Source organism: Mesorhizobium sp. WSM3868, assembly GCF_002294785.1.
Lineage (GTDB): Bacteria > Pseudomonadota > Alphaproteobacteria > Rhizobiales > Rhizobiaceae > Mesorhizobium.
Window position 1 is genome coordinate 246,133 of sequence record NZ_NSGB01000005.1, and the last position, 22,686, is coordinate 268,818.

Below are 22,686 nucleotides of genomic sequence, written 5' to 3' on the forward strand. Positions count from 1 at the left end.
CCTGCCCTTACTCCACGACCTTGGGAACGAGGAAGAAATTCTCTTCCGTGGCCGGCGCGTTGGCGACGATGTCGACCGCCTTGTTGCCGTCGGTGATCATATCCTGCCGCTTCTTCATCTCCATCGGCGTGACCGAAGTCATCGGTTCGACGCCGGAGACGTCCACCTCGTTCAACTGCTCGACGAAGCCAAGGATGGCGTTCAGCTCGCCTGTCATGCGCTCGGCATCCTGCTCGCTCACCGCAATGCGGGCAAGGTGCGCGACGCGCTTCACGGTCTGAAGATCAACGGACATGTCTATTTGCCTCGGGAAAACCAGTGCGGGCTATAGCGGCGCCGCGCTTGCGGCGCAACATAGATCATGCCGCCGACCGGGATGCGGTGCTTCGGGCGCCGCTCTAGGTAGTGTACCCTACTACATAGGACGAACGCCTAGATCGTGATCGCCTTGCCGATCTCGGGCAGCGCCACCTTGACGCCGGATCCCTCCATGCCGGCGACGAATTTGTCGGCGGTCTGGTCGATCATCGGGAAGGTGCCGAAATGGCAGGGAACGACCGTATCGAAGCGGAAAAAGCGGCGGCAGGCTAGGGCAGCCACCGCGCCGCCCATGGTGAAGCGATCGCCGATCGGCACGATGCCGATCTTCGGTTCATGCAATTCGTTGATCAGCCCCATATCGGAAAAGATGTCGGTGTCGCCCATGTGGTAGAGCGTCTTGTCCTCCGGGAAATGCAGCACGAGCCCGCCCGGATTGCCGAGATAGGTGTTGGTGCCGTCTTGTCCGCCGAACGAAGAGGAGTGCAAAGCCTGGACGAAAGTGGCGGTGAAGGGACCGCAATCGACCGTACCGCCTATATTGCCGGGGTTTATCTTCTTATCGCTGACCCCCTGGCCGACGAAATACATGCAGATCTCGAAATTGGCGACAAGCATGGCGCCGCTCTTCTTCAGCACCTCGGCGGCGCCGCTGATATGATCGCTGTGGCCATGGGTCAGAAGAACATGCGTCACCCCTTCGGCCGGATTTTCCCAGCCGCCCGTCCAAGACGGATTGCCGACCAGATACGGGTCGATGAGGATGTTGGCGTCCTTGGTCTCGATGCGGAATGCCGAATGTCCATACCAGGTCAGTTTCATGAAGGGATTCCTCGATTTTCTCGTTGCCAAAGGATAGAACGCCGAAAGCAAATTGAAAGTCCGCGGCCGATCAAAAAAGCCGCGCGGCGACTAACCAGGACGAGCGGTTGGGCATCATAAGCATCGAGGAATTGCCGGCACTTCTCGCGGGCGGCCGCACGCTCGCCGGGCTTGATCTGGGCGACAAGACGATCGGCGTGGCGGTGTCGGACCGAAGCCTGTCCTTCGCCCATCCGCGCCCGGTCATCCTGCGCAAGAAGTTTTCGCTCGATGCCGCCCAGTTGCTGGCTCAGCTCGAGAAGGACAATGTCGGCGCGATCGTGCTCGGCCTTCCCGTCAACATGGACGGATCGGAAGGACCGCGCGCCCAGAAATCCCGCGCCTTCGCGCGCAACCTGGCCGCCTTGTCCGACCTGCCCTTCGTGCTGTGGGACGAGCGGCTGTCGACGGTCGCGGCGGAACGGACGCTGATCGAGATGGATTTCTCGCGCAAGAAGCGCGCCGGCAAGATCGATTCGGCGGCGGCGGCATTTATTCTGCAGGGAGCGTTGGACCGACTCCAGTCGCTCGGCCGAGCTGATCGGGGCTGACAGGGCCTTCCCGGCGCCGCCTGATCCACTCGGCGATTTGGCGCCGGCGGCGGAATGCCACCAGCCCGAGCAGCAGGAAACTGTCGAACACACAGGCCCGCGCCACCATACCGGGGATGATTCCCGGATCGACGCCGAGCATCTGGCCGTAAAGCTGGAAGACCAGGTCGTGCAATTGGCGGCTGAGCATCACGTAGCCGAAATTGATGTCGTTGAGAGACAGGAAGAACCAGCCCCAGAACAGGACCAGCGGGGCCGCCCAGAATGCGAACAAGGCGCGCATCAGCGGCGACCTCCGGGTCTGGTTTCCGGCCGGCTGGAGATGCGGGACAGGAGCGAGCTGTGCGCGACGCCCGCCCCCATGCGATGGGAAACCAGGCGGGCTTCGCTTTCATGCAAGGTCATCGCGGCGAGAGCCGAGCGTCGCTCGGCGAGCACCGCGACATAAGAGGCGAGCAGCGCCGTCATCTGGATGGCGACGACCATGAACAGCCCGTTGATGCCTTGCGCGGCGCCGCCGACGAGAATCACCGAAAGCAGGAAGGAGGAGGAGATGAAGGCTATCCGCACCACCGTATCGCCCGCATCCGGCCTTGTCGCGATGTTGAGCAGCGTCTCGACGAAGGCCCAGCAGAACAGCAGCGCGACGATCAGCAGAGCGACCGCGAGCGGCGCCACGACGAGAGCATGATCGAGATCCGGGAAACGGCTGCTTTGCAGCGAGACGCCAAGCACGCCGAGCGCCGACGCGATGCCGCGATTGCCATCCATGCAGATGTAGGCCAGCAGGGCGAAGACGACCGCCCAATGCAAGGCCAGAAATGATGTCAAAACGTGCCGCATGCGCTTCCTGCCTGGGAGCACGGGATCGTCATGGTTAACATTTCCCTACTCCGGTGGACAGAGTGGGCTCCGCGAAGCCTCCCCGCAATGGAAACCATTCGTTAAGGTTAACGACAATCCACAGGCCGGCGATCGAACGCCTTTCGGGCTGCTCAGCTCAGTGGCGGGTAGAGCGTGTCGATGATCATGCGCGCGTCATGGCGCGAATCGAGCATGCCGTAGGTGGTGCGCCATTGGCCGCCGAGTCTTGTTTCGACGAAAGCGTCGGCGATCCGCCCTGCCCCCAGCCGGCGCAGCTCCGCCGCCGCCGCCGAAAGCGCCAGCTGTTCGGTCAGCAGGCGCGCCGAGCCCTGGTCGGTCGAAGCCACCTGCATGGCCGCGTTGAGCACGCCGATGGTGCCCCGCCCGCCGGCGCCGAGGTCGCGGTCGATGCCGGCCAGCACCTCCTCGAACAGGCCTGGCGCGCGGCCAAGCACACGCAGCACGTCGAGCGCCATGACGTTGCCGGAGCCTTCCCAGATCGCGTTGACCGGAGCCTCACGGTAATAGCGGGCAAGCGGCGCTTCCTCGACATAGCCGTTGCCGCCGAGGCACTCCATCGCCTCGTAAAGCAAGGCCGGCCCAATCTTGCATACCCAGTATTTGACCACTGGCGTCATGGCGCGGGCAAAGGCCGCCTCGCCGCGATCGCTCGCCGCCTCGTCGAAGGAACGCGCCAGCCGGAACGACAGCGCCGTCGCGGCGGCAACGTCGAGCGCCATGTCGGCGAGGACCCGCTGCATCAGCGGCTGGTCGACCAGATTGGTGCCGAACACCTGGCGATGGCGCGCGTGGTGGACGGCTTCGGCCAGCCCGGCGCGCATGAGCGCTGACGAAGCGACGGCGCAGTCGAGCCGGGTCAGCGTGACCATGTCCATGATCGTCTTGATCCCGGCGCCCGGCTCGCCGACCATCTCGCCGATGGCATTGACGAACTCGACCTCCGACGAGGCATTGGAGCGGTTGCCGAGCTTGTCCTTCAGGCGCTGGAAGCGGAAGCCATTGCCCGAGCCGTCGCCCAGGATGCGCGGAACCAGGAAGCATGAAAGCCCTTCCGGCACCTGCCCGAGCACGAGAAAGGCGTCGGACATCGGCGCCGACATGAACCATTTATGCCCGGTCAGCCTATAGAAGCCGTTTCCCGCGCGCTCGGCCTTTGTGACATTGGCGCGCACGTCGGTGCCGCCCTGTTTCTCGGTCATGCCCATGCCGAGGGTAAGCCCGGTCTTTTGCACCGGCGGCTTCTGGCTCTGGTCGTATTTGCGCGTTGTCACGCGCGGCGCCCATTCGCGGAACAGCTTTGGGCTCGCCATCAGCGCCGCCAGCGAAGCGCTGGTCATGGTGATGGGGCAAAGATGTCCGGTCTCGAGCTCCGCGGTCAGGTAGAAGCGCGCCGCCCTCACCTGATGCCGGCGGCCGATCTCGGCATCGCCGTTTTCCCAAACCGAGGAATGCAGGCCGCCGGCAACCGAGCGTCGCATGAGCGCGTGATAAGCGGGATGAAACTCGACCAGATCGACGCGTCGTCCCTGGCGGTCATGCGTCCTGAGCTTCGGTGTGTCGGTGTTGGCGAGCCGGGCAAGTTCCTGTGCTTCCTGCGTCATGACGAACCTGCCGAGCCCGTCCAGATCCTTGCGGACGGAATCGGAAAAACGCTCGGCAAGCTGGATGAGCAACGGATCGCCCCGCCATGCGTTGCCGCCCGTCAGTGGCGGCGGCTGGTTGATCACCTCGTCAGTCACGCCCAATCCTTCAGTTGGCAGAGAGGTCCTTACCATCTCAAGGCCGCGGTCGCGAATCCGAAGCCATCGGGCCTTATAGCCAAGCAATGCAAGGCGCGCGACGAAAATACCGGGGAGAACGCGCGCAATCCAAAGCTGGCGCTTGCGGCTGGCCGGACCGCACCCTATAGCAGCGCCTTGAGATGACCGACGCTTCGTCCCTGCCGCTGTTCCCTCACCGCCATCTTCTAGGCATCCGCGATCTTTCCCCCGCTGATATCGAGCTGCTGCTCGATCGCGCCGACCGGGCCGTCTCGATCTCGCGGCAATCTGAAAAGAAGACCTCGACGCTGCGCGGCCGGACACAGATCAACCTCTTCTACGAGGCCTCGACCCGCACGCAATCGTCCTTCGAGCTCGCCGGAAAACGGCTCGGGGCCGACGTCATGAACATGTCGGTGGCGAGCTCTTCGGTGAAGAAGGGCGAGACGCTGATCGACACCGCCATGACGCTCAACGCCATGCGTCCGGATATCCTGATCATCCGCCATCAGTCGGCGGGCGCGGCAGCACTTCTGGCGCAAAAGGTCGGCTGCTCGGTGGTCAACGCCGGCGACGGCGCACATGAGCACCCGACGCAGGCGCTGCTCGACGCGCTGACCATCCGCCGCGCCAAGGGCCCGCTGTCGAAGCTGATCGTGGCGATCTGCGGCGACATTCTGCATTCGCGCGTCGCCCGCTCGAACATCATGCTCTTGAACGCGCTCGGCGCGCAGGTGCGGGTGGTCGCACCCTCGACGCTGCTGCCCGCGGGCATCGACAGGATGGGCGTGATCGTGTCGCGCTCGATGGCGGAAGGATTGAAGGACGCCGACGTCGTGATGATGCTGCGCCTGCAGCGCGAGCGCATGGAAGGCGCTTTCGTGCCGTCGATCCGTGAATATTTCCGCTATTTCGGCCTCGACGCCGAGAAGCTGAAAGCGGCCAAGGAGGATGCGCTGGTCATGCATCCCGGGCCGATGAACCGCGGCGTCGAGATCGCCTCGGAGATCGCCGACGGGCCGCAGAGCGTCATCCAGGAACAGGTCGAGATGGGCGTAGCCGTGCGCATGGCGGTTATGCAAGCGCTGTTAGATCCGCGCCGCAACCAGGAGGGACGCGGCGCATGAGCGTGACGCTCTTCAACAAGGCCCGCATCGTCGACCCCTCGCGCGGTGTCGACGAGATCGGCGCCGTCATCGTCGACGGCCGCCGGATCGTCGCCGCCGGCAAGGCGGCGCTGAACCAAGGCGCGCCCGAAGGCGCTGTCGTCATCGACTGCGCCGGCAAGACGATTATTCCGGGTCTCATCGATGCCCGCGTCTTCATCGGCGAACCCGGCGGTGAGCACCGCGAGACCATCGCCTCGGCAAGCGTCGCTGCGGCAGCCGGCGGCGTCACCTCCATCGTCATGATGCCTGACACCAATCCGGTGATCGACAATGTGGCGCTGGTCGAATTCGTGCTGCGCACGGCAAGGGACACCGCAAGCGTCAACATCTTCCCAGCGGCGGCAATCACCAAGGGTCTCTACGGCCGCGAGATGACCGAGTTCGGCCTGCTGCGCGAAGCCGGCGCCGTGGCCTTCACCGATGGTCGACACACGATCGCCAACGCCTTGGTCATGCGCCGCGCGCTGACTTATGCCCGCGATTTCGGTAGCGTGATCGCGCATGAAACCCAGGATGCCGACCTTGCCTCGGCCGGCGTGATGAACGAGGGGCTTTATGCGAGCTGGCTCGGCCTTTCCGGCATCCCGCGCGAGGCCGAGCTCATCCCGCTGGAGCGGGACCTGGCGCTGGCGCGGCTGACCGGCGGCGCCTATCACGCCGCCAAGATCTCGACTGCGATGGCGGTTGGCGCGGTGAGCCGGGCAAAGGCCGACGGCGCCAATGTCACGGCGGGCGTCGCCATCCACAATCTGTCGCTCAATGAGAACGATGTCGGCGAATACCGCACTTTCTTCCGGCTCACCCCGCCCTTGCGCGCCGAGGACGACCGGCTGGCGATGGTCGAGGCGATCAAGGACGGCACGATCGACATCATCGTCTCTTCGCACGACCCGCAGGACGTTGATACCAAGCGACTGCCTTTCGCCGATGCCGCCGCCGGGGCGATCGGGCTGGAGACGCTGCTTGGCGCAGCACTTCGGCTCCACCACAATGGCGATGTGCCGCTGCTCAGGCTGGTCGAGACCCTGTCCACCGCGCCGGCAAGACTGTTCGGCCTGCCCGGCGGCACGCTGAAGCCGGGTGGCGCGGCCGATCTTACGCTGGTCGATCTTGACGAGCCCTGGATCGTCAGCGAGAGCGGCCTGCGCTCGCGGTCGAAGAACACCTGTTTCGAAGGCGCGCGCCTCCAGGGCAAAGTCTTGCAAACCATGGTGGCGGGCCGCACAGTGTTTTCGGCCTGAACATCAATCGACCAAAGCCGGAAGCAGCTGGATCGGCTGAAATAGGTGGGGGACAATGGGTTACGGGCTCGCACTGATCTTCGGATACCTGCTCGGCTCGATCCCGTTCGGGCTTTTGATTACCCGCGCGGCCGGTCTCGGCGATGTCCGCCAGATCGGTTCAGGCAACATCGGCGCGACCAATGTGCTGCGCACCGGCAACAAGGGGCTCGCCGCTGCGACGCTGCTGCTCGATGCGCTGAAGGGCACCGCGGCAGTGCTGATCGCCGGACATTTCTCGCCGGACTTGGGACTGCTCGCGGGCTTCGGCGCTTTCCACGGCCATCTCTTTCCGGTCTGGCTAGGATTCAAGGGCGGCAAGGGCGTCGCCACCTACCTCGGCGTGCTGCTCGGGCTTGCCTGGCAGGGCATGGTTGTCTTCGCCGTTGTCTGGCTCGCCATGGCCTTCCTGTTCCGCTACTCCTCGCTCGCGGCGCTCGCGGCGACGGTGGTCGTGCCGATCGCGCTTTACTTCATCAGCACGCCTCAGATCGCCGGCCTGTTCGCGCTGATGAGCCTGATCGTCTTCGTCAAGCACCGCGCCAACATCTCGCGGCTGCTCGCCGGCACCGAGGGCAAGATCGGGGCGAAGGGGTGAGTGCTCCGGTCGCCGGCCCGCGGCTTAGCGAGCGGCAACGGCTTGCCTGGCTTCGCCTGATCCGCACGCCGAATGTCGGCCCTGCCTCTTTTCGCGAACTGATCAACCGCTTCGGCTCGGCCGAAGCCGCGCTCGAAATGCTGCCCGAGCTGATGATCTCGGGCGGCGCCAACCGCATCGCTCGCATTCCCTCCGCCGGCGAAGCCGAGGCGGAGTTGGAAGCGGCCCGGCGCGCCGGCGCCCGCTTCGTCGGCATCGGCGAAGCAGACTATCCCGCTTTGCTGAAGACCCTGGACAACCCGCCGCCGCTGTTGGCGGTGAAGGGTGAAGGCGCGGTGTTCCGTCTCCCTGCGGTGGCAATCGTCGGCGCCCGCAACGCCTCGCTCGCCGGCATCAAGATGGCGCGCATGCTGGCGAGCGACCTCGGTCGCGAGGGCTACGCCATCGTCTCCGGCCTCGCACGCGGCATCGACACCGCGGCGCATCAGGGGAGCCTTTCGACCGGCACGGTCGGAGTGCTGGCCGGCGGCCTCGATGTGCCCTACCCGCCGGAAAATGCCGGTCTGTGCGACGACATCGCCGAGCGCGGCGGCGCCATCGTTTCGGAAATGCCCTTCGGCTGGCAGCCGCGAGCGCAGGATTTCCCGCGCCGCAACCGCCTCGTCGCCGGCATTGCGCTCGGGCTCGTCGTGGTCGAAGCCGCACAGCGCTCGGGTTCGCTGATCAGCGCCAGGCTGGCCGGCGAGATGGGCCGACTGGTCTTCGCGGTTCCGGGCTCGCCGCTCGACCCGCGTGCCGCCGGCAGCAATGCGCTGCTCAAGGACGGCGCCACGCTCGTCACCGAAGCGGCCGACATTCTGGGCGCGCTGGCACCGCTGGCTGGCACTCGCCCGCCAAGGACCATGCCGCTCGCCGAGGCGCCCGACTTGTCGGCAATGCCGCCGCCCGGCGAAGACGAACGCGCCGACGTGCTGGAAGCGCTCGGCCCGACGCCGATCGCGGTCGACGAGATCATCCGCCACACAGGCCTGAGCGCCGCGCAGATCGCCATGGTGCTCTTGGAGCTCGACCTCGCCGGACGCCTCGAGCGCCATGCCGGCGGGAATGTGTCGCTGGTGGCGTGAACCCGGCTGCTCCGACCTGCGGCTTCAGCGTTAGCGGAACAAATATTTGGACACTTCAGGATTGCCGCGGCGCCACATCACGTTGTCCAGAAAATAATGGTGCACGTTGATGAAGATCAGCACGATGAAGAAGAACAGCGAGGACCCGAGGACTTGCTTGTCGTAGGGGATCAAGGCGGTCATCGCCATCGGCATAAGCCAGAAGCCGAGATATCCGAGCGCACCACCCCCGACGATGAATCCCAGAACCCTAAGCCTGTAGAGAGGTCCGAGAAAGGACAGTACCTTCGGTTGCGGATTTTGTGCGGCATCCGCGACGTCGCGCTCGACGTTCGTCTGGTAGCGCCAGACCACGGCCAGATACTGCAGCGAGTGGAGCGCCGGCACCACTAGCAGCCAGAGCGGGTTTATCCTCGCAATCAGGATCCACAGATAGAGCGACGCGACATAGGCTACGATGCCGTTATACGGCAGCGCATGACCATTTCTGTGCCAGCGGTTGATCAGCATCAGAACCGTGGCCGCCGTCGAGGCGACGGCCGCTAGCAGGGCAATGTTGGTTATCCAGGAAGGGACCGCGAATGTGTAATATTCCAGGCCGTAATATTTCCCTTGGGTCACCGCCGTGTTCGTCTGGAGCCATGCCAGGATCCACACGACATAGCTGTTGACCAGCAGCACCTTCTTGTCACGATTGTCGAAGAATTTACGCTTCAGGACGGCGTCGACCATCAGCATGCCGTAGCCTTGCTTGACGTAGTGCCAACCGACGAAGAAGAACATGGCGTTGGCTGCGTATCCCAGCAGCTGAGTGTCCGCCCTTGCCGCGCCATATGCAAAGAACGCGGCCATGATCAGGGGGACGACGATGCCCGCGAAAATGTAGCGAAGCTGCAGGCTCTTCTCGTATCCGTTGCCCCTCACCTTGCGCCCGAAATTGCGATAGAAAATCTGGTACGAGTGGGCGAAGTGGGGGTAGTTGACCAGATATGCCACGACGACCATGGTTGCAGCGACGAGGCCTTCATATTCGAGCGGCACCAGGAACAGGATGGGCAGGATCAGAAACGCGCTGCCGCCGAGCATGAGGAAATCGGCGACCGGGCCAAACAGATATTTGCCAGGCAGCGTCGCCGCTTTAGCGGCTGAAGCATCCACCGAAAGGTCAAGTGCCATGGTCGAGCTCTCCTTCGGGAAGGATCGACCTTAGCCGCCACCCCGCCTGGCGACAAGGTTGGGGTGCCGCTCCAGCCTTTGCCGACGTCTCGATCCCCAGTTAGATGGAAAACTGAACGCGTTTCGGCGACTGCAGCTCGCGCCCCATCTTTGCCGCCTGAAAGATCGTCAGCAAGACCAGGATCGGCTCACCGTCTGTCGGATTGACCGTCAGGGCCACGCGGCCGAGTTCGTCACTCATGGCGCAAGTCCAGTCTTTGACGGCAATCACCTTCTTCTCGGGCAATTTATCCTCCCCTTGGGCCGCCATCCTGACGCTACCTGCCCGGTTGCACGGAACCAGGCATGGCGCGGCCGGCCCACACCGGATCGCTCCTCCTCGCCGGGCAACCATGGCCCCGGCGGAATTCGAACACAAGCATTCGCGAATGTAAGAGCAACCGATCAGCCGGCAGTATCAGAGGGCACCGTCAAGTTGCATGATCCAGCAGCCTGGTTGCGACGGTTTCACGGCGATGCTCTGAATTGGCGCGATCGATGCCGTCTACGGTGATCGCGAACATCCCGTTTTCGATCCTTGCTATCCAGCTCTTTGCCTTCAGATACCAAAGATGAAATTCCAGATGTTCTCGCGGGCAGCCTGACAAGCGTTCGAGCTCTTCATCGCCGATGCCAGGATTGTTGACGTCCTGTCGACGTTTTACATAGAGAAGCGACAGCAGCTTGGCCTGGATGACAACGTCCCGTTCAAGCCCTCTGGCATCGCTGGCTTCTTCGGCGAGCTCGCGGCGAACGCTCAAATGGTCTCTATACTGGACATCGTATTGGGCGCGTTTGACTGGATCTTTGAGCGTATTGTGGGCTTCTACGATTTCGCTGAAGCGTGACTCATTGCCGGTATCCCGATTGTCGGGATGGTAGCGCATGGCAAAGTAACGAAATATCCGCTCGATCGTTTCCGAATTCGCGTTCGGGCTGATCTCGAGCAGCTCATAGTAGTCAACGAACATAGTGGTGATTCCACAGAATCGATATTGCGACACCACTCCCCAACGGCAGCATCGCGCAACCGTCCTGCCCGCGCAAGCCGCCTGCCGAGCATGAGTGACTCCCCGCAAGCGATCTTGCGGAACCTGACAATCAGAACTCACGGAGGCTGTTGAGCCTAGGCGGAAGGCAGCAGCGGCGCCGGCAGGGTCGCTTTGGGAAGAACTCGCCGGGCGAGGCCCCCAACAACGGCCTTCAAGCCCGACGAGCTGCCGGGGATCAAGCCGGCCATGTCTGGGTGCAAAGCCGATGCCAAGCATTCCCGTCCTGAAATGAGACAGGAAGACCAGATGCCGCTGGTCGGGTCGTTTCGGCTGCCGGGCTTTCTCGGTCCCAATCACGAATTGGGCAGCCACAGGTAACGCGGGGCGTCAAAAGCGGTCTGCCCGTTTCGCTGCCAAAGCTTATCTCGTTGAAATGGCTTGGAATTTGGTGAGCGCGATGGGATTCGAACCCATGACCTACTGATTAAAAGTCAGTTGCTCTACCGGCTGAGCTACGCGCTCCCGCGGGCTCAAAACGCCGCCCTCGAAATTGCGCGGAACATAGGGAGAGTGCCGCGACCGGTCAACCGGAAAAACACCAGCTTCCAAGGCGGATTTTGAACGGATTCCAACGGAGCGCTTAAGGTGCCCGGGAGAAGCTTTCGGTGCCTCCGCCGATCACCCGGACCCGGGCCGCTTCAGAAAGCCCTACGATAACAATAGGTTGATGGAGAAGCGGGAACCAATTGCAACCCAGACCCGTTTCGCAACACAGGGACGATTACCAACCCTCGAGGAGTACATCGATGAAAAGGATCGCATCAGGCCTGATGGCAGCCGCCCTCTCGGCGTCGTTCATCGCGGCGGAGGTGGTGCCGGTCAACGCTCAGCCAGCTTATGTGCCACAATCCCAGGGCCTCTGGTCGGATGTCCAGACCGTGCAGTATCGGGATTGGAGACGACACCGCAGCTTCAACCGCGATTTCTCGCGTCGCGACGGCGTCGTCTACTGGAATGGCCATCGCGGCTACCGTGAATATCGCCGCGGCTATCGCCGGCATGGCGATTATTGGTTCCCGCTCGCTGCCTTCGCCACCGGCGCGCTGATTACCGGCGCCATCATCAACAGCCAGAACCGCGTCTATCGTGGCGGCGATGCGCATGTGCAGTGGTGCTATGACCGTTATCGGTCTTATCGCGCCTCGGACAACACTTTCCAGCCCTACAACGGCCCGCGTCAGCAGTGCGTTTCGCCCTACTGACAGCCTCCAGTCAGTATCCAGGGTCGTTGACCGAGCCCGTGCCGCAAGGCACGGGCTCTCTGTTCATTCAACTGGCCCAGTTGACGCTTTTCAATATCAGGTACAGGCCCCCGCCTTCCCCTCGCGGTGAGCGATAGGCTCCGAGCGCGTTGCAAATCCGAACCATGGCACCGGTCAGTCCCCAACCAAGCGCTTCGAGGTCATCGGCCACGTCGAGCACATAAGCCTGCGCCAGTTCGTCTATGCCCTTCTCCTCGCCGAATGACCGAACCAGTTTGGCGTCGCTGAGAAGGTCGCCCGGCAAATTTGAATTTGCCCAAGCCCATCGCCAGTTGTCCGCCTTGGCGCTTGTAGAGCCGGCAATCTGTATGTGAGCGACCACCTTGACGACACCATCTGCCGAAAAAAGCAGTTTTCCGGTGGTTAAGTCATAGTCGTAGCGCTGCCAGCTGCCGAGGCGGAATTCATCCTCCAAACGATGGTTCTTGGCGTTCAGTTGGTCGAAAGCCTCGTCACGCCATGCGGGGTACCAGTCCGGATGCTTCATGCCCCCTCGCCTTGCCGTGTCTCCCGCGCCCCTCATTGCACACTCAGAGTCCTGCGCACTGCGTCGCGCCAGCCACTCAGCTTGGCGGAACGGGTGGCGGCGTCCATATCCGGCTTGAAGCGCTTATCGAGAGCCCAGGTCTTGGCAAACTCCTTCGCCTTCGGCCACACGCCGGCTTTCGATCCGGCAAGCCAGGCGGCACCCAGCGCGGTCGTTTCCAGGATGGTCGGCCGATCGACCGGCGCGTCGAGGATGTCGGCCAACCTCTGCATGGTCCAATCGGATGCGACCATGCCGCCGTCGACCCGCAGCACGGTCTTGGCGGAAGCGCCCTTCCAATCCTTGCGCATGGCGTCGAGCAGGTCCCGCGTCTGGAAGGCGACGGATTCGAGCGCCGCGCGCGCGAACTCGGCCGGGCCTGAATTGCGCGTCAGGCCGAAGATCGCGCCGCGGGCATCCGCGTCCCAGTGCGGCGCGCCTAGTCCGACAAAGGCCGGCACCAGATAGACTTGTTGCGCCGGATCGGCGGTCGCCGCCAGCGCGCCGCTCTGCTCGGCCTTGCCGATCACCTTGATGCCGTCGCGCAGCCATTGCACGGCGGCACCAGCAATGAAGATCGAGCCTTCCAGCGCATAGGTGGTCTTGCCGTTCAACCGATAGGCGATGGTGGTCAAGAGCCGGTTCTTCGATCGCACCAGATCGGCGCCGGTGTTGAGCAGCGCGAAGCAGCCGGTGCCGTAGGTGGACTTCATCATGCCCGGCTCGAAACAGGCCTGGCCGATGGTCGCTGCGTGCTGGTCGCCGGCGACCCCGAGAATCCTCATCTCGGCGCCGAAAAGGCTCTTTTCTGTGACACCGAAATCATCGGCGCAGTCCTTCACCTGCGGCAGGACCGCGGCCGGTATGTTCAGGATGGACAGCAGCTCGTCGTCCCAGACGTTCCTCTCGATGTTGTAGACCAGCGTGCGCGAGGCGTTGGTGGCATCGGTGGCGTGTACCTTGCCGCCGGTCAGGCGCCAGATGAGAAAACTGTCGATCGTGCCGGCGAGCAATTCGCCCTTCTCGGCGCGCTTTCTCGCGCCCTTCACCTTGTCCAGCATCCAGGCGATCTTGGTGCCGGAGAAATACGGATCGAGCAGCAGCCCGGCCTTTTTCGTGAACGTCTTCTCCAGCCCTTGCTTCTTGAGCTTCTGGCAAAGCGGCGCGGTTCGTCTGTCCTGCCACACAATCGCGTTGTGGATCGGTTTTCCCGTCGCCTTGTCCCAGATGACCACCGTCTCGCGCTGGTTGGTGATGCCGATCGCGGCCATATCCGATGCTGCGCAACCGGCAGCCTTCAGCGCCGCCTTCACTGTCGCGAGCACGCTTGCCCAAATGTCTTCCGGATCATGCTCGACCCAGCCGGAAGCCGGATAATGCTGCGTGAATTCTTGCTGGCCCGTGCCGGCGACTTTCATTTCGCTGTCGAAGACGATCGCCCTGGTCGAGGTCGTTCCCTGGTCGATGGCCAGCACAAAACCGCTCATTCCGTCCCTCCACTTCTCATGCAACAGGGGAGACGGCCAAGCCGCCTCCCCCGCATTTCCTACACAGGCTCGCGGGCCTGCGTCATGCAGTTACTGCTGCTGCCAGCTCTTCACCAACTCGTCGTAGTTGATGGTGATCGGCTTTTCCTTTTCGTTCTCGATCTTCAACTGCGGCGCAAGGTTGCCCTTCGAGACCGCGTCCTTGTTCCAGTATTCGAGATCATGCTCTTCGGCCATCTTCGGGCCGATATCGCCCTGGACGCCCGACTTTTCGATGCGGCTCATGACCTTTTCCTGCTCGGCGCAAAGCGAGTCCATGGCTTCCTGCGCGGTCTTGGCACCCGACGACGCGTCGCCAATCGCCTGCCACCAAAGCTGAGCGAGCTTCGGATAGTCAGGCACGTTGGTGCCGGTCGGCGACCACTGAACGCGGGCCGGCGAGCGGTAGAACTCGATCAGGCCGCCGAGCTTCGGAGCGCGCTCGGTGAAGCTCTTGTCGTGGATCGTGCTCTCGCGGATGAAGGTCAGGCCGACATGGCTCTTCTTCACGTCGACGGTCTTCGAGGTGACGAACTGGGCGTAAAGCCAGGCGGCCTTGGCGCGGTCGGTCGGCGTCGACTTCATCAACGTCCAGGAACCCACGTCCTGGTAGCCGAGCTTCATGCCGTCCTTCCAGTAGACGCCGTGCGGCGACGGCGCCATGCGCCACTTCGGCGTGCCGTCGTCGTTCAGCACCGCCTTGGCGCTGGCGTCGACCATCGAGGCGGTGAAAGCGGTGTACCAGAAGATCTGCTGGGCAACCCCACCCTGCGCCGGAACCGGCCCGGATTCGGAGAAGGTCATGCCCTGCGCTTCGGCCGGAGCGTAGGCCTTCAGCCAGTCGAGGTATTTCTGGATCGAGTAGACGGCAGCCGGACCATTCGTGTCGCCGCCGCGCGCGGTGCAGGAGCCCACGGGCCGCGAATTCTCGTCGACCTTGATGCCCCATTCGTCGACCGGCAGGCCGTTCGGAATGCCCTTGTCGCCGTTGCCGGCCATGGACAGCCAGGCGTCGGTGAACCGCCAGCCGAGCGATGGGTCCTTCTTGCCGTAGTCCATGTGGCCGTAGACCTTCTTGCCATCGATTTCGCGGCCGGTGAAGAACGCGGCGATGTCCTCATAGGCCGACCAGTTGACGGGAACGCCGAGGTCGTAGCCGTACTTGGCCTTGAAGTCGGCCTTGTTCTTCTCGTCGTTGAACCAGTCGTAGCGGAACCAGTAGAGGTTCGCGAACTGCTGGTCCGGCAGTTGATAGAGCTTCTTGTCGGGCGCCGTCGTGAACGAGGTGCCGATGAAGTCCTTCAGGTCGAGATTCGGATTGGTGACGTCCTTGCCGTCGCCTTCCATCCAGTCGGTCAGGTTGCGCACCTGCTGGTAGCGCCAGTGCGTGCCGATCAGGTCGGAGTCGTTGACCCAGCCGTCATAGAGGTTCTGACCGGTCTGCATCTGGGTCTGGATCTTCTCGACCACATCACCTTCCTGGATCGTGTCGTGGGTGACCTTGATGCCGGTGATGGCCGAGAAGGCCGGCGCCAGCACCTGCGATTCATAGGAATGGGTGGCGATGGTTTCCGACACGACCTTGATGTCCATGCCGGCAAACGGCTTGGCTGCGTCGATGAACCACTGCATTTCCTTTTCCTGATCGGCGCGCGAAAGCGTCGACAGATCACCTATCTCCTTGTCGAGAAAAGCTTTTGCCTCGTCCATACCGGCATAGGCGTTACCTACGCCCAGCAATAGTGCAATGGCTGTCGTTGATGTAAAAATTTGCCGTCGCATGTGTTTCCTCCAGTCTTAGGTTGCAAGTGCGATCTGGAGCGGCCGCCGGCACGCGGCCGCTCCAACTATTTCCCCCTCTATACGTATCGGAATACGCCGATCGCGTAGACCACGGAGAGAGCGAGAGCCCACCACAGGTTGGGTCCAACAAGACCCAGCCAAGCGAGATGGATAAAGGCGCTGCCGAGCAGCGACAGGAAGAGGCGGTCGCCGCGCGTCGTTTCGAAGCGCAGGATCCCGACGCGCGGATTGCCGCCGGGCGAGGCATATTCCCAGGCCGCCATGCCGACCAGCAGCAGCAATACGGTTCCGAAGAAAGCCGCTGTCGGCAACGTCCACGCCATCCAGGAGAAGTCGAGGTTCATCGATCACACCCTCCCCAGGGCGAAGCCCTTGGCGATATAGTTGCGCACAAACCAGATCACCAGCGCGCCGGGGATCAGCGTCAGCACGCCGGCCGCGGCGAGCAGCCCCCAGTCCATGCCGGCGGCCGAGACGGTGCGGGTCATGGTGGCCGCGATCGGCTTGGCGTCGGTCGTCGTCAGCGTGCGGGCGATCAGAAGCTCCACCCAAGAGAACATGAAGCAGAAGAAGCAGGCGACGCCGATGCCGCTCGCGATCAGTGGCAAGAAGATCTTTACGAAGAAGCGCGGGAAGGAATAGCCGTCGATATAGGCGGTCTCGTCGATCTCCTTCGGCACCCCGGACATGAAGCCTTCCAGGATCCATACCGCCAGTGGCACGTTGAACAGGCAGTGCGCCAGCGCCACGGCGATATGGGTGTCGATCAGGCCGAAGGCCGAATAGAGCTGGAAGAACGGCAGGGCAAACACCGCCGGCGGCGCCATGCGGTTCGTCAACAGCCAGAAGAACAGGTGCTTGTCGCCGAGGAAGCGGTAGCGCGAGAAGGCGTAGGCCGCGGGCAGCGCCACGGCCACCGAGATCACCATGTTCATCACCACATAGGTGATCGAACTGATGTAGCCCGAATACCAGGACGCATCGGTGAAGATGGTGCGGTAATTTGCCAGCGTCGGATTGTGCGGGAACAGCGTCAGCGACGACACGATCTCCGCATTGGTCTTGAAGCTCATGTTGATGAGCCAGTAGATCGGCAGCAGCAGCACGAGGATGTAGAGCGTCGGCACAATCCACCACCAGCGCGATTCCTCGCCCCGGCGCCGCATCAGCTTCGCCACCTCGTCCTGCGAAAGGGTGCTGCCTACCTCGGTGACCGCCGCTTCGCTTACGCGTGTCGTCTCGTTTGCGCTCGCCATCTCAGCGCTCCGCGTCGTAGTTGGTCATCACGGTGTAGAACACCCACGACAACAACAGGATGATCAGGAAATAGACCAGCGACATGGCCGCCGCCGGACCGAGATCGAACTGACCGAGCGCCATCTTGACGAGGTCGATCGACAGGAAGGTGGTCGAATTGCCGGGACCGCCGCCGGTGACGACGAAGGGCTCGGTATAGATCATGAAGGAGTCCATGAAGCGCAGCAGCACCGCGATCAGCAGCACGCGCTGCATCTTCGGCAGTTGGATGTAGCGGAACACCGCCCACCGCGAGGCGCCGTCGATCTTGGCCGCCTGGTAGAAGGCGTCAGGGATTGAAACCAGGCCGGCATAGCAGAGCAGCACGACCAGGCTCGTCCAGTGCCAGACGTCCATGATGATGACGGTGACCCACGCGTCGATCGGATCCTGGACATAGTTGTAGTCGATGCCGAATGCGTTGACGTAGTAGCCGAGCAGGCCGATGTCGTTGCGGCCGAACACCTGCCAGATCGTGCCGACGACGTTCCATGGGATGAGCAGCGGCAGGGCCATCAGCACCAGGCAGACCGGCACGCCCCAGCCCTTCTTCGGCATGTTGAGCGCTATGAAGATGCCGAGCGGCACCTCGATCGCCAGGATGATGAAGGAGAAGATCAGGTTGCGCGCCATCGCTTCCCAGAAGCGGTCGGACGCCAGCAACTCCTCGAACCACTCGGTGCCGGCCCAGAAGAAGACATTGTTGCCGAACGTGTCCTGCACCGAATAGTTGACGACGGTCATCAGCGGAATGACGGCCGAGAAGGCCACCAGCACCAACACCGGCAGGACGAGGAACCAGGCTTTGTTGTTCCAGGTCTTTTCCATCTACGCCCCCATCTCGACGCGCCATGAATCGGCATAGATGTTGATGCCGGCCGGATCGAAGCGGACCCTGGGTTCGGTCGGCACCTCATCGTCCTCGCCGATGACGGCGGCGATCTCTTTGCCCTCGAGATTGGCGCGAACCACCTTGTGGCGGCCAACATCCTCGACCTTGCTGACTGACACCGCCATGCCCTCGCGGCCGAGCCGGACATATTCGGGACGGATGCCGAGCTCGACGGGACCGGCTTCGGCCTTGGGTGCGCCCGGCAGTTCGATGCGCTGCGAGCCGCAGCAAAGCCGTCCTGCCTTCGAGCGCAACCGGAAGCACATTCATGCCCGGAGAACCGATGAAATAGCCGACGAAGGTGTGGCGCGGCCGCTCGAACAGCTCGGCCGGCGTGCCGATCTGCACGATCTCGCCGTCATACATGACCACGACGCGGTCGGCGAAAGTCAGCGCTTCGGTCTGGTCGTGCGTGACATAGACCATGGTGTAACCAAACCGGCGATGCAGCTGCTTCAGCTGCGAACGCAGCACCCATTTCATATGCGGATCGATGACGGTGAGCGGCTCGTCAAACAGGATGGCGTTGACGTCCGAGCGCACCAGTCCTCGACCGAGCGAGATCTTCTGCTTCTGGTCGGCGGTCAGCCGGCGCGCCTTCCGGTTCGCCATCGAGGCGAGATCGATCATGTCGAGCGTCTCGCGCACCTTGCGGTCGACATCGGCCTCCGGCACGCGGCGGTTGCGCAGCGGAAAGGCCAGATTGTCGTAGACGGTCATGGTGTCGTAGATGACCGGGAACTGGAACACCTGGGCGATATTGCGCTCCTGCGTCGACAGATTGGTCACGTTCCGGCCGTTGAACAGAAGCTGGCCGTGCGAGGGATGGAGCAGCCCCGAAATGATGTTGAGCAAGGTGGTCTTGCCGCAGCCGGACGGCCCGAGCAGCGCATAGGCGCCGCCGTCCTCGAAGGTGTGATGCACCTCCTTCAGCGCGAAATCCGAATCCTTCTTTGGATTGGTCAGGTAGGAGTGGCGGATGTGGTTGACGTCGATGCGTGCCATCGCTTCCTCCTCAGGCCGCCAGCTTCGACGCAGTCACCGCGCGGCCGTTCTGGTCGAAGACCATGATGTGGCGCGGGTCGATGAACACCTCGACCTCGTCGTCGGTCTCGAAATCGAGGATGCCGTGCGCGAGCATCACCCAGCGCGCGTCGGCGAAGTCGAGATGGACGAAGCTCTCCGAGCCGGTGATCTCGGTGATGGTGACCTTGGCCCGCACCGGCACGGCGCCGGCGTTGGGACGCTCGAGCGACAAATGGTGCGGCTGGAAGCCGATCGTGTAGCTGGCATCCGGAATGCCGAGCAGTTCCGGCGGCACCGGCAGCTTGACGCCGCCTTCGAGAAGGAAATCCGATCCCTTCTTGGCGAGAACAATGGTGTTGAGCGGAGGGTCGGCGAAGGTCCGCGCCGTCACCAGGTCGACCGGCTTGCGGAACACCTCGACGGTTGGGCCGAACTGCGTGACGCGGCCTTCCGAAAGCGTTGCGGTGTTGCCGCCGAGCAAAAGCGCCTCGTGCGGCTCGGTCGTGGCATAGACGAAGATCGTGCCCGCCGCGGCGAAAATCTTCGGCAATTCGGCGCGCAACTCCTCGCGCAGCTTGTAGTCGAGATTGGCGAGCGGCTCGTCGAGCAGCACCAGGCTGGCGTTCTTGACGATGGCGCGGGCGAGCGCCGTGCGCTGCTGCTGGCCGCCCGAGAGGTTGAGCGGCGTGCGGTCGAGATAGGGCGTGAGCTTGAGAAGTGCCGCAGCGTTGCGGACCTCCTTGTCGATCCTGGCCTGTTCGATGCCGGCAACCCGAAGCGGCGAGGCGATGTTCTCGTACACCGTCATCGCCGGATAGTTGATGAATTGCTGGTAGACCATGGCGACGTTGCGCTTCTGCACCGGCTGTCCGGTGACGTCCTTGCCGTCGAACCACACCGAGCCGGAACTTGGCGCGTCGAGCCCGGCCATCAGCCGCATCAGGCTGGTCTTGCCGGAAAGCGTCGGCCCGAGCAGGACATTCAGCGAGCCGTGCTGAAGCGTCAGCGACACGTCGCGGATATGCTCCTGCGCGCCGACCGTCTTCGTCACGTTCCTCAGTTCCAGCATCACGCCTCCTCCCAGGCCTTGCGCATCAGCGCTCGATCCTCATTCCGCCGCGGCGACATGGCGGCTGCTCAACCCGCGCATGAATTCTTCCAATGCCGCCGTCTGCTCGCGGCTGAAATGCAGGCCGCGTTTGGTCCTGCGCCACAGCACGTCCTCGGCGGTGATCGCCCACTCGTTCTCGACCAGGTAGCGCACCTCGGCTTCGTAGAGGTCGGCACCGAAATTGCGGCCGAGATCGGCATTCGACTTGGCGAGGCCAAGCAGCTTCTCCGCGCACGTGCCGTAAAGCCGGGTCAACCTGCGTGCCAGCCGTTGGTCGAGGAACGGATAGGCGTTCTTGAGCCTCGATACCTGCGCGTCGAACCCGGTCGCCGGAAAATCGCCGCCGGGCAGCGGCGCGTTGGCGGTCCATGGCTTGCCGCGCTTGCCGAGAAAGCCTTCGATCTTCTCCAGCATCGATTCCGCCAGCCGGCGGAACGTGGTGATCTTGCCGCCGAAGGCGTTGAGCAAGGGGGCAGCACCCTCCCCGCCATCGGCCTTCAGCACATAGTCGCGCGTCGCCTCCTGCGCCTTCGAGGCGCCGTCGTCATAAAGCGGGCGCACCGCCGAATAGGTCCAGACGATGTCCGAACGCTTGACCGGCTGGGCGAAATATTCGCTCGCGGCGGCGCAAAGATAGTCGATCTCGGCATCGCTGATCTTCACCTCATGCGGATCGCCCGGAAAGTCGCGGTCGGTGGTGCCGATCAGCGTGAACTCTTCCTCGTAAGGAATGGCGAAGATGATGCGCCCGTCCTTGTTCTGAAAGAAATAGGCGCGCGGATCGTTGAACTTCTTGCCGATGACGATGTGGCTGCCCTGCACCAGCCGAACATTGTGCACATCGTTCTGGCCGACCGATTTTGCCAGCACCTGATCCACCCACGGCCCGGCGGCGTTGACGAGAAGACGGGCGCGGACTTCCTCGGTCTCGCCGGTCAGCACGTTCTGGATCTTGATCGTCCACAGCGCGCTCTCGCGGCGCGCGCTGACCACCTTGGTGCGAGTGCGGATGACGGCGCCGCGGTCGGCCGCGTCGCGGGCATTGAGCGCCACCAGGCGGGCATCGTTGACCCAGCCGTCCGAATATTCGAACGCCTTGCGGAACAGCGGCTTCAGCGGCTTGCCGGCCGGATCGGTGGCCATGTCTAACGTCTTGGTCGCCGGCAGCAGCTTGCGCCCGCCGATATGGTCGTAAAGGAAAAGGCCGAGCCGGATCAGCCAGGCCGGACGCAGGCCCTTGGCGTAGGGCAGCACGAAGCGCATCGGCCAGATGATATGCGGCGCGTTCTTCCACAGAACCTCGCGCTCCATCAGCGCTTCGCGCACCAGCCGGAATTCGTAGAACTCGAGATAGCGCAACCCGCCATGGATCAGTTTGGTCGAGCCGGAGGAAGTCCCGCTGGCGAGATCGTTCATCTCGGCGAGGTATACGGAAAATCCGCGGCCAACGGCGTCGCGGGCGATGCCGCAGCCATTGATGCCGCCGCCTATGACAAAAATGTCATGGATCGGAGATGCGTCCACAGGGTTCCTCCACGATTTCGCATTGCACCATTTTTGTGTTTCGCGAAACCGTGGCGGGATTATTTCGAACTCAATCCGAATGTCAAACGAAATATCACAGATGCGTGAGATGTCCGTGAAGAGACTCTATCCGAGCGCTGTCTCGATCAAACGAACCTCCGTTTCCTCGCAAATCCGGCGCACCGAAGGAATGTCGCAACGGTCGGTGATGAAGGTGTTCACCTGCGACAGGTGACCAATGCGAACCGGCGCCGTGCGCTCGAATTTTGTCCGGTCGGAGACGAGAATCACATGACGCGCATTGGCGATGATGGCCTGCGCCACTTTCACTTCGCGAAAGTCGAAGTCGAGCAGCGCGCCGTCATGGTCGATGGCCGAGGCGCCGATGACGGCGTAGTCGACTTTGAACTGGCGAATGAAATCCACCGCGGCCTCACCGACGACGCCGCCGTCGGAGCCGCGCACAACGCCGCCGGCGATCACCACCTCGATCGAAGGATAGATCCGCATCCTATTGGCAACGTTGATGTTATTGGTGATGACCATAAGCCCGTTATGGTCGAGAAGCGCCTTTGAGACGGCTTCCGTCGTGGTGCCTATATTGATGAACAGCGAGGCGTTGTCGGGAATGAGCCTGGCCGCGGCGCGGCCGATCGCTTCCTTCTCATCGGCAGCGATTTTGCGCCGCGCCTCGTATTCCATGTTCTCGATGCCGGACGGGAACAGCGCCCCGCCATGGATGCGCGTCAGCAACCGCTGGTCACAGAGGTCGTTGAGGTCCTTGCGGATGGTCTGCGGCGTCACGCTGAAATGTGTCGCCAGGTCGTCGACCAGCACCCGGCCGTTGTCCTTCGCCATCTGGATGATCTCGGCGTGGCGTGGCGAAAGGAACATCCGCTACCCTTCA

At 63.0% G+C, this 22,686-nt stretch carries 23 protein-coding genes, 1 tRNA gene and 1 pseudogene; 6 read left to right on the forward strand and 19 right to left on the reverse strand.

Annotated features, from left to right (window positions below; all coding sequences use genetic code 11):
• Positions 1-7 precede the first annotated feature (7 nt).
• On the reverse strand, positions 8-295 hold the full coding sequence (gatC, locus tag CK221_RS11130) for an Asp-tRNA(Asn)/Glu-tRNA(Gln) amidotransferase subunit GatC (RefSeq protein WP_066992584.1): 288 nt from the start codon (positions 293-295) through the stop codon (positions 8-10).
• Positions 296-432: 137 nt separating this feature from the next.
• Positions 433-1,140, reverse strand: a complete 708-nt coding sequence (locus CK221_RS11135; RefSeq protein WP_095777741.1) for a metal-dependent hydrolase — start codon at positions 1,138-1,140, stop codon at positions 433-435.
• 107 nt (positions 1,141-1,247) lie between these two features.
• Here CK221_RS11135 and ruvX point away from each other — a divergent pair, with 107 nt between their 5' ends.
• On the forward strand, positions 1,248-1,730 hold the full coding sequence (gene ruvX, locus CK221_RS11140) for a Holliday junction resolvase RuvX (RefSeq protein WP_095777742.1): 483 nt from the start codon (positions 1,248-1,250) through the stop codon (positions 1,728-1,730).
• Here the strand turns inward: ruvX and CK221_RS11145 are convergent.
• The 3 genes from CK221_RS11145 to CK221_RS11155 all read right to left on the reverse strand — a co-directional run bounded on the left by CK221_RS11145 (position 1,672) and on the right by CK221_RS11155 (position 4,354).
• Positions 1,672-2,013, reverse strand: a complete 342-nt coding sequence (locus tag CK221_RS11145; RefSeq protein ID WP_066992578.1) for a DUF6105 family protein — start codon at positions 2,011-2,013, stop codon at positions 1,672-1,674. The genes ruvX and CK221_RS11145 overlap by 59 nt on opposite strands.
• Positions 2,013-2,573: a hypothetical protein gene (locus CK221_RS11150; protein ID WP_095777743.1), complete on the reverse strand. Its 561-nt coding sequence runs from the start codon at positions 2,571-2,573 to the stop codon at positions 2,013-2,015. The genes CK221_RS11145 and CK221_RS11150 overlap by 1 nt, the downstream gene beginning before the upstream one ends.
• Positions 2,574-2,725: 152 nt before the next feature.
• On the reverse strand, positions 2,726-4,354 hold the full coding sequence (locus tag CK221_RS11155) for a DNA alkylation response protein (RefSeq protein WP_095777815.1): 1,629 nt from the start codon (positions 4,352-4,354) through the stop codon (positions 2,726-2,728).
• 182 nt (positions 4,355-4,536) lie between these two features.
• On the opposite strand from CK221_RS11155, the gene CK221_RS11160 reads away from it, so the two are divergent.
• From CK221_RS11160 to dprA, 4 genes are read left to right on the forward strand one after another with little or no spacing between them, the layout of a single operon-like run.
• On the forward strand, positions 4,537-5,502 hold the full coding sequence (locus tag CK221_RS11160) for an aspartate carbamoyltransferase catalytic subunit (RefSeq protein WP_095777744.1): 966 nt from the start codon (positions 4,537-4,539) through the stop codon (positions 5,500-5,502).
• Positions 5,499-6,785 carry a dihydroorotase gene (locus CK221_RS11165; RefSeq protein ID WP_095777745.1) on the forward strand — a complete coding sequence of 429 codons (1,287 nt, stop codon included), beginning with the start codon at positions 5,499-5,501 and terminating at the stop codon, positions 6,783-6,785. Before CK221_RS11160 ends, CK221_RS11165 begins: the two co-directional genes overlap by 4 nt.
• Before the next feature lie 55 nt (positions 6,786-6,840).
• Positions 6,841-7,422 (forward strand): glycerol-3-phosphate 1-O-acyltransferase PlsY, encoded by a 582-nt coding sequence (gene plsY / locus CK221_RS11170; protein ID WP_095777746.1) that lies wholly within the window; start codon positions 6,841-6,843, stop codon positions 7,420-7,422.
• Positions 7,419-8,546 carry a DNA-processing protein DprA gene (dprA, locus tag CK221_RS11175; RefSeq protein WP_066992563.1) on the forward strand — a complete coding sequence of 376 codons (1,128 nt, stop codon included), beginning with the start codon at positions 7,419-7,421 and terminating at the stop codon, positions 8,544-8,546. The genes plsY and dprA overlap by 4 nt, the downstream gene beginning before the upstream one ends.
• A gap of 30 nt (positions 8,547-8,576) precedes the next feature.
• Here the strand turns inward: dprA and CK221_RS11180 are convergent, their stop codons facing one another.
• From CK221_RS11180 to CK221_RS11195, 4 genes are all read right to left on the reverse strand, one after another.
• Entirely contained in the window at positions 8,577-9,722 is a 1,146-nt protein-coding gene (locus tag CK221_RS11180; RefSeq protein ID WP_095777747.1) for a hypothetical protein, read from the reverse strand.
• Between the two features lie 100 nt (positions 9,723-9,822).
• A complete protein-coding gene (locus CK221_RS11185; RefSeq protein ID WP_066992556.1) occupies positions 9,823-10,008 on the reverse strand; it encodes a hypothetical protein in 186 nt (61 codons plus the stop codon).
• Positions 10,009-10,192: 184 nt separating this feature from the next.
• A complete protein-coding gene (locus tag CK221_RS11190) occupies positions 10,193-10,732 on the reverse strand; it encodes a J domain-containing protein (protein WP_095777748.1) in 540 nt (179 codons plus the stop codon).
• Positions 10,733-11,199: 467 nt separating this feature from the next.
• Positions 11,200-11,275, reverse strand: a tRNA-Lys gene (locus tag CK221_RS11195).
• Positions 11,276-11,559: 284 nt separating this feature from the next.
• Here CK221_RS11195 and CK221_RS11200 point away from each other — a divergent pair.
• A complete protein-coding gene (locus CK221_RS11200; protein ID WP_095777749.1) occupies positions 11,560-12,015 on the forward strand; it encodes a BA14K family protein in 456 nt (151 codons plus the stop codon).
• A 67-nt stretch (positions 12,016-12,082) separates the two neighbouring features.
• Here the strand turns inward: CK221_RS11200 and CK221_RS11205 are convergent, their stop codons facing one another.
• The 10 genes and pseudogenes from CK221_RS11205 to CK221_RS11250 all read right to left on the reverse strand — a co-directional run bounded on the left by CK221_RS11205 (position 12,083) and on the right by CK221_RS11250 (position 22,673).
• The gene (locus CK221_RS11205) at positions 12,083-12,562 is read right to left on the reverse strand and encodes a DUF6882 domain-containing protein (RefSeq protein WP_095777816.1); all 480 of its coding nucleotides are present in this window, start codon (positions 12,560-12,562) and stop codon (positions 12,083-12,085) included.
• A gap of 32 nt (positions 12,563-12,594) precedes the next feature.
• A complete protein-coding gene (gene glpK / locus CK221_RS11210; RefSeq protein WP_095777750.1) occupies positions 12,595-14,088 on the reverse strand; it encodes a glycerol kinase GlpK in 1,494 nt (497 codons plus the stop codon).
• A 90-nt stretch (positions 14,089-14,178) separates the two neighbouring features.
• Positions 14,179-15,909, reverse strand: a complete 1,731-nt coding sequence (locus CK221_RS11215; protein WP_066992542.1) for an ABC transporter substrate-binding protein — start codon at positions 15,907-15,909, stop codon at positions 14,179-14,181.
• A gap of 77 nt (positions 15,910-15,986) precedes the next feature.
• A complete protein-coding gene (locus CK221_RS11220) occupies positions 15,987-16,274 on the reverse strand; it encodes a DUF2160 domain-containing protein (RefSeq protein ID WP_067319787.1) in 288 nt (95 codons plus the stop codon).
• 3 nt (positions 16,275-16,277) lie between these two features.
• Positions 16,278-17,186 carry a carbohydrate ABC transporter permease gene (locus tag CK221_RS11225; protein ID WP_095777751.1) on the reverse strand — a complete coding sequence of 303 codons (909 nt, stop codon included), beginning with the start codon at positions 17,184-17,186 and terminating at the stop codon, positions 16,278-16,280.
• A gap of 1 nt (position 17,187) precedes the next feature.
• Positions 17,188-18,054 carry a sugar ABC transporter permease gene (locus CK221_RS11230; protein ID WP_066992534.1) on the reverse strand — a complete coding sequence of 289 codons (867 nt, stop codon included), beginning with the start codon at positions 18,052-18,054 and terminating at the stop codon, positions 17,188-17,190.
• Positions 18,055-19,123, reverse strand: a pseudogene (locus CK221_RS11235) (ABC transporter ATP-binding protein).
• 10 nt (positions 19,124-19,133) lie between these two features.
• Positions 19,134-20,213 carry an ABC transporter ATP-binding protein gene (locus tag CK221_RS11240; protein ID WP_095777752.1) on the reverse strand — a complete coding sequence of 360 codons (1,080 nt, stop codon included), beginning with the start codon at positions 20,211-20,213 and terminating at the stop codon, positions 19,134-19,136.
• A 39-nt stretch (positions 20,214-20,252) separates the two neighbouring features.
• Positions 20,253-21,779, reverse strand: a complete 1,527-nt coding sequence (gene glpD / locus CK221_RS11245; protein ID WP_095777753.1) for a glycerol-3-phosphate dehydrogenase — start codon at positions 21,777-21,779, stop codon at positions 20,253-20,255.
• Between the two features lie 126 nt (positions 21,780-21,905).
• On the reverse strand, positions 21,906-22,673 hold the full coding sequence (locus tag CK221_RS11250) for a DeoR/GlpR family DNA-binding transcription regulator (RefSeq protein ID WP_066992523.1): 768 nt from the start codon (positions 22,671-22,673) through the stop codon (positions 21,906-21,908).
• Between the last annotated feature and the right edge of the window lie 13 nt (positions 22,674-22,686).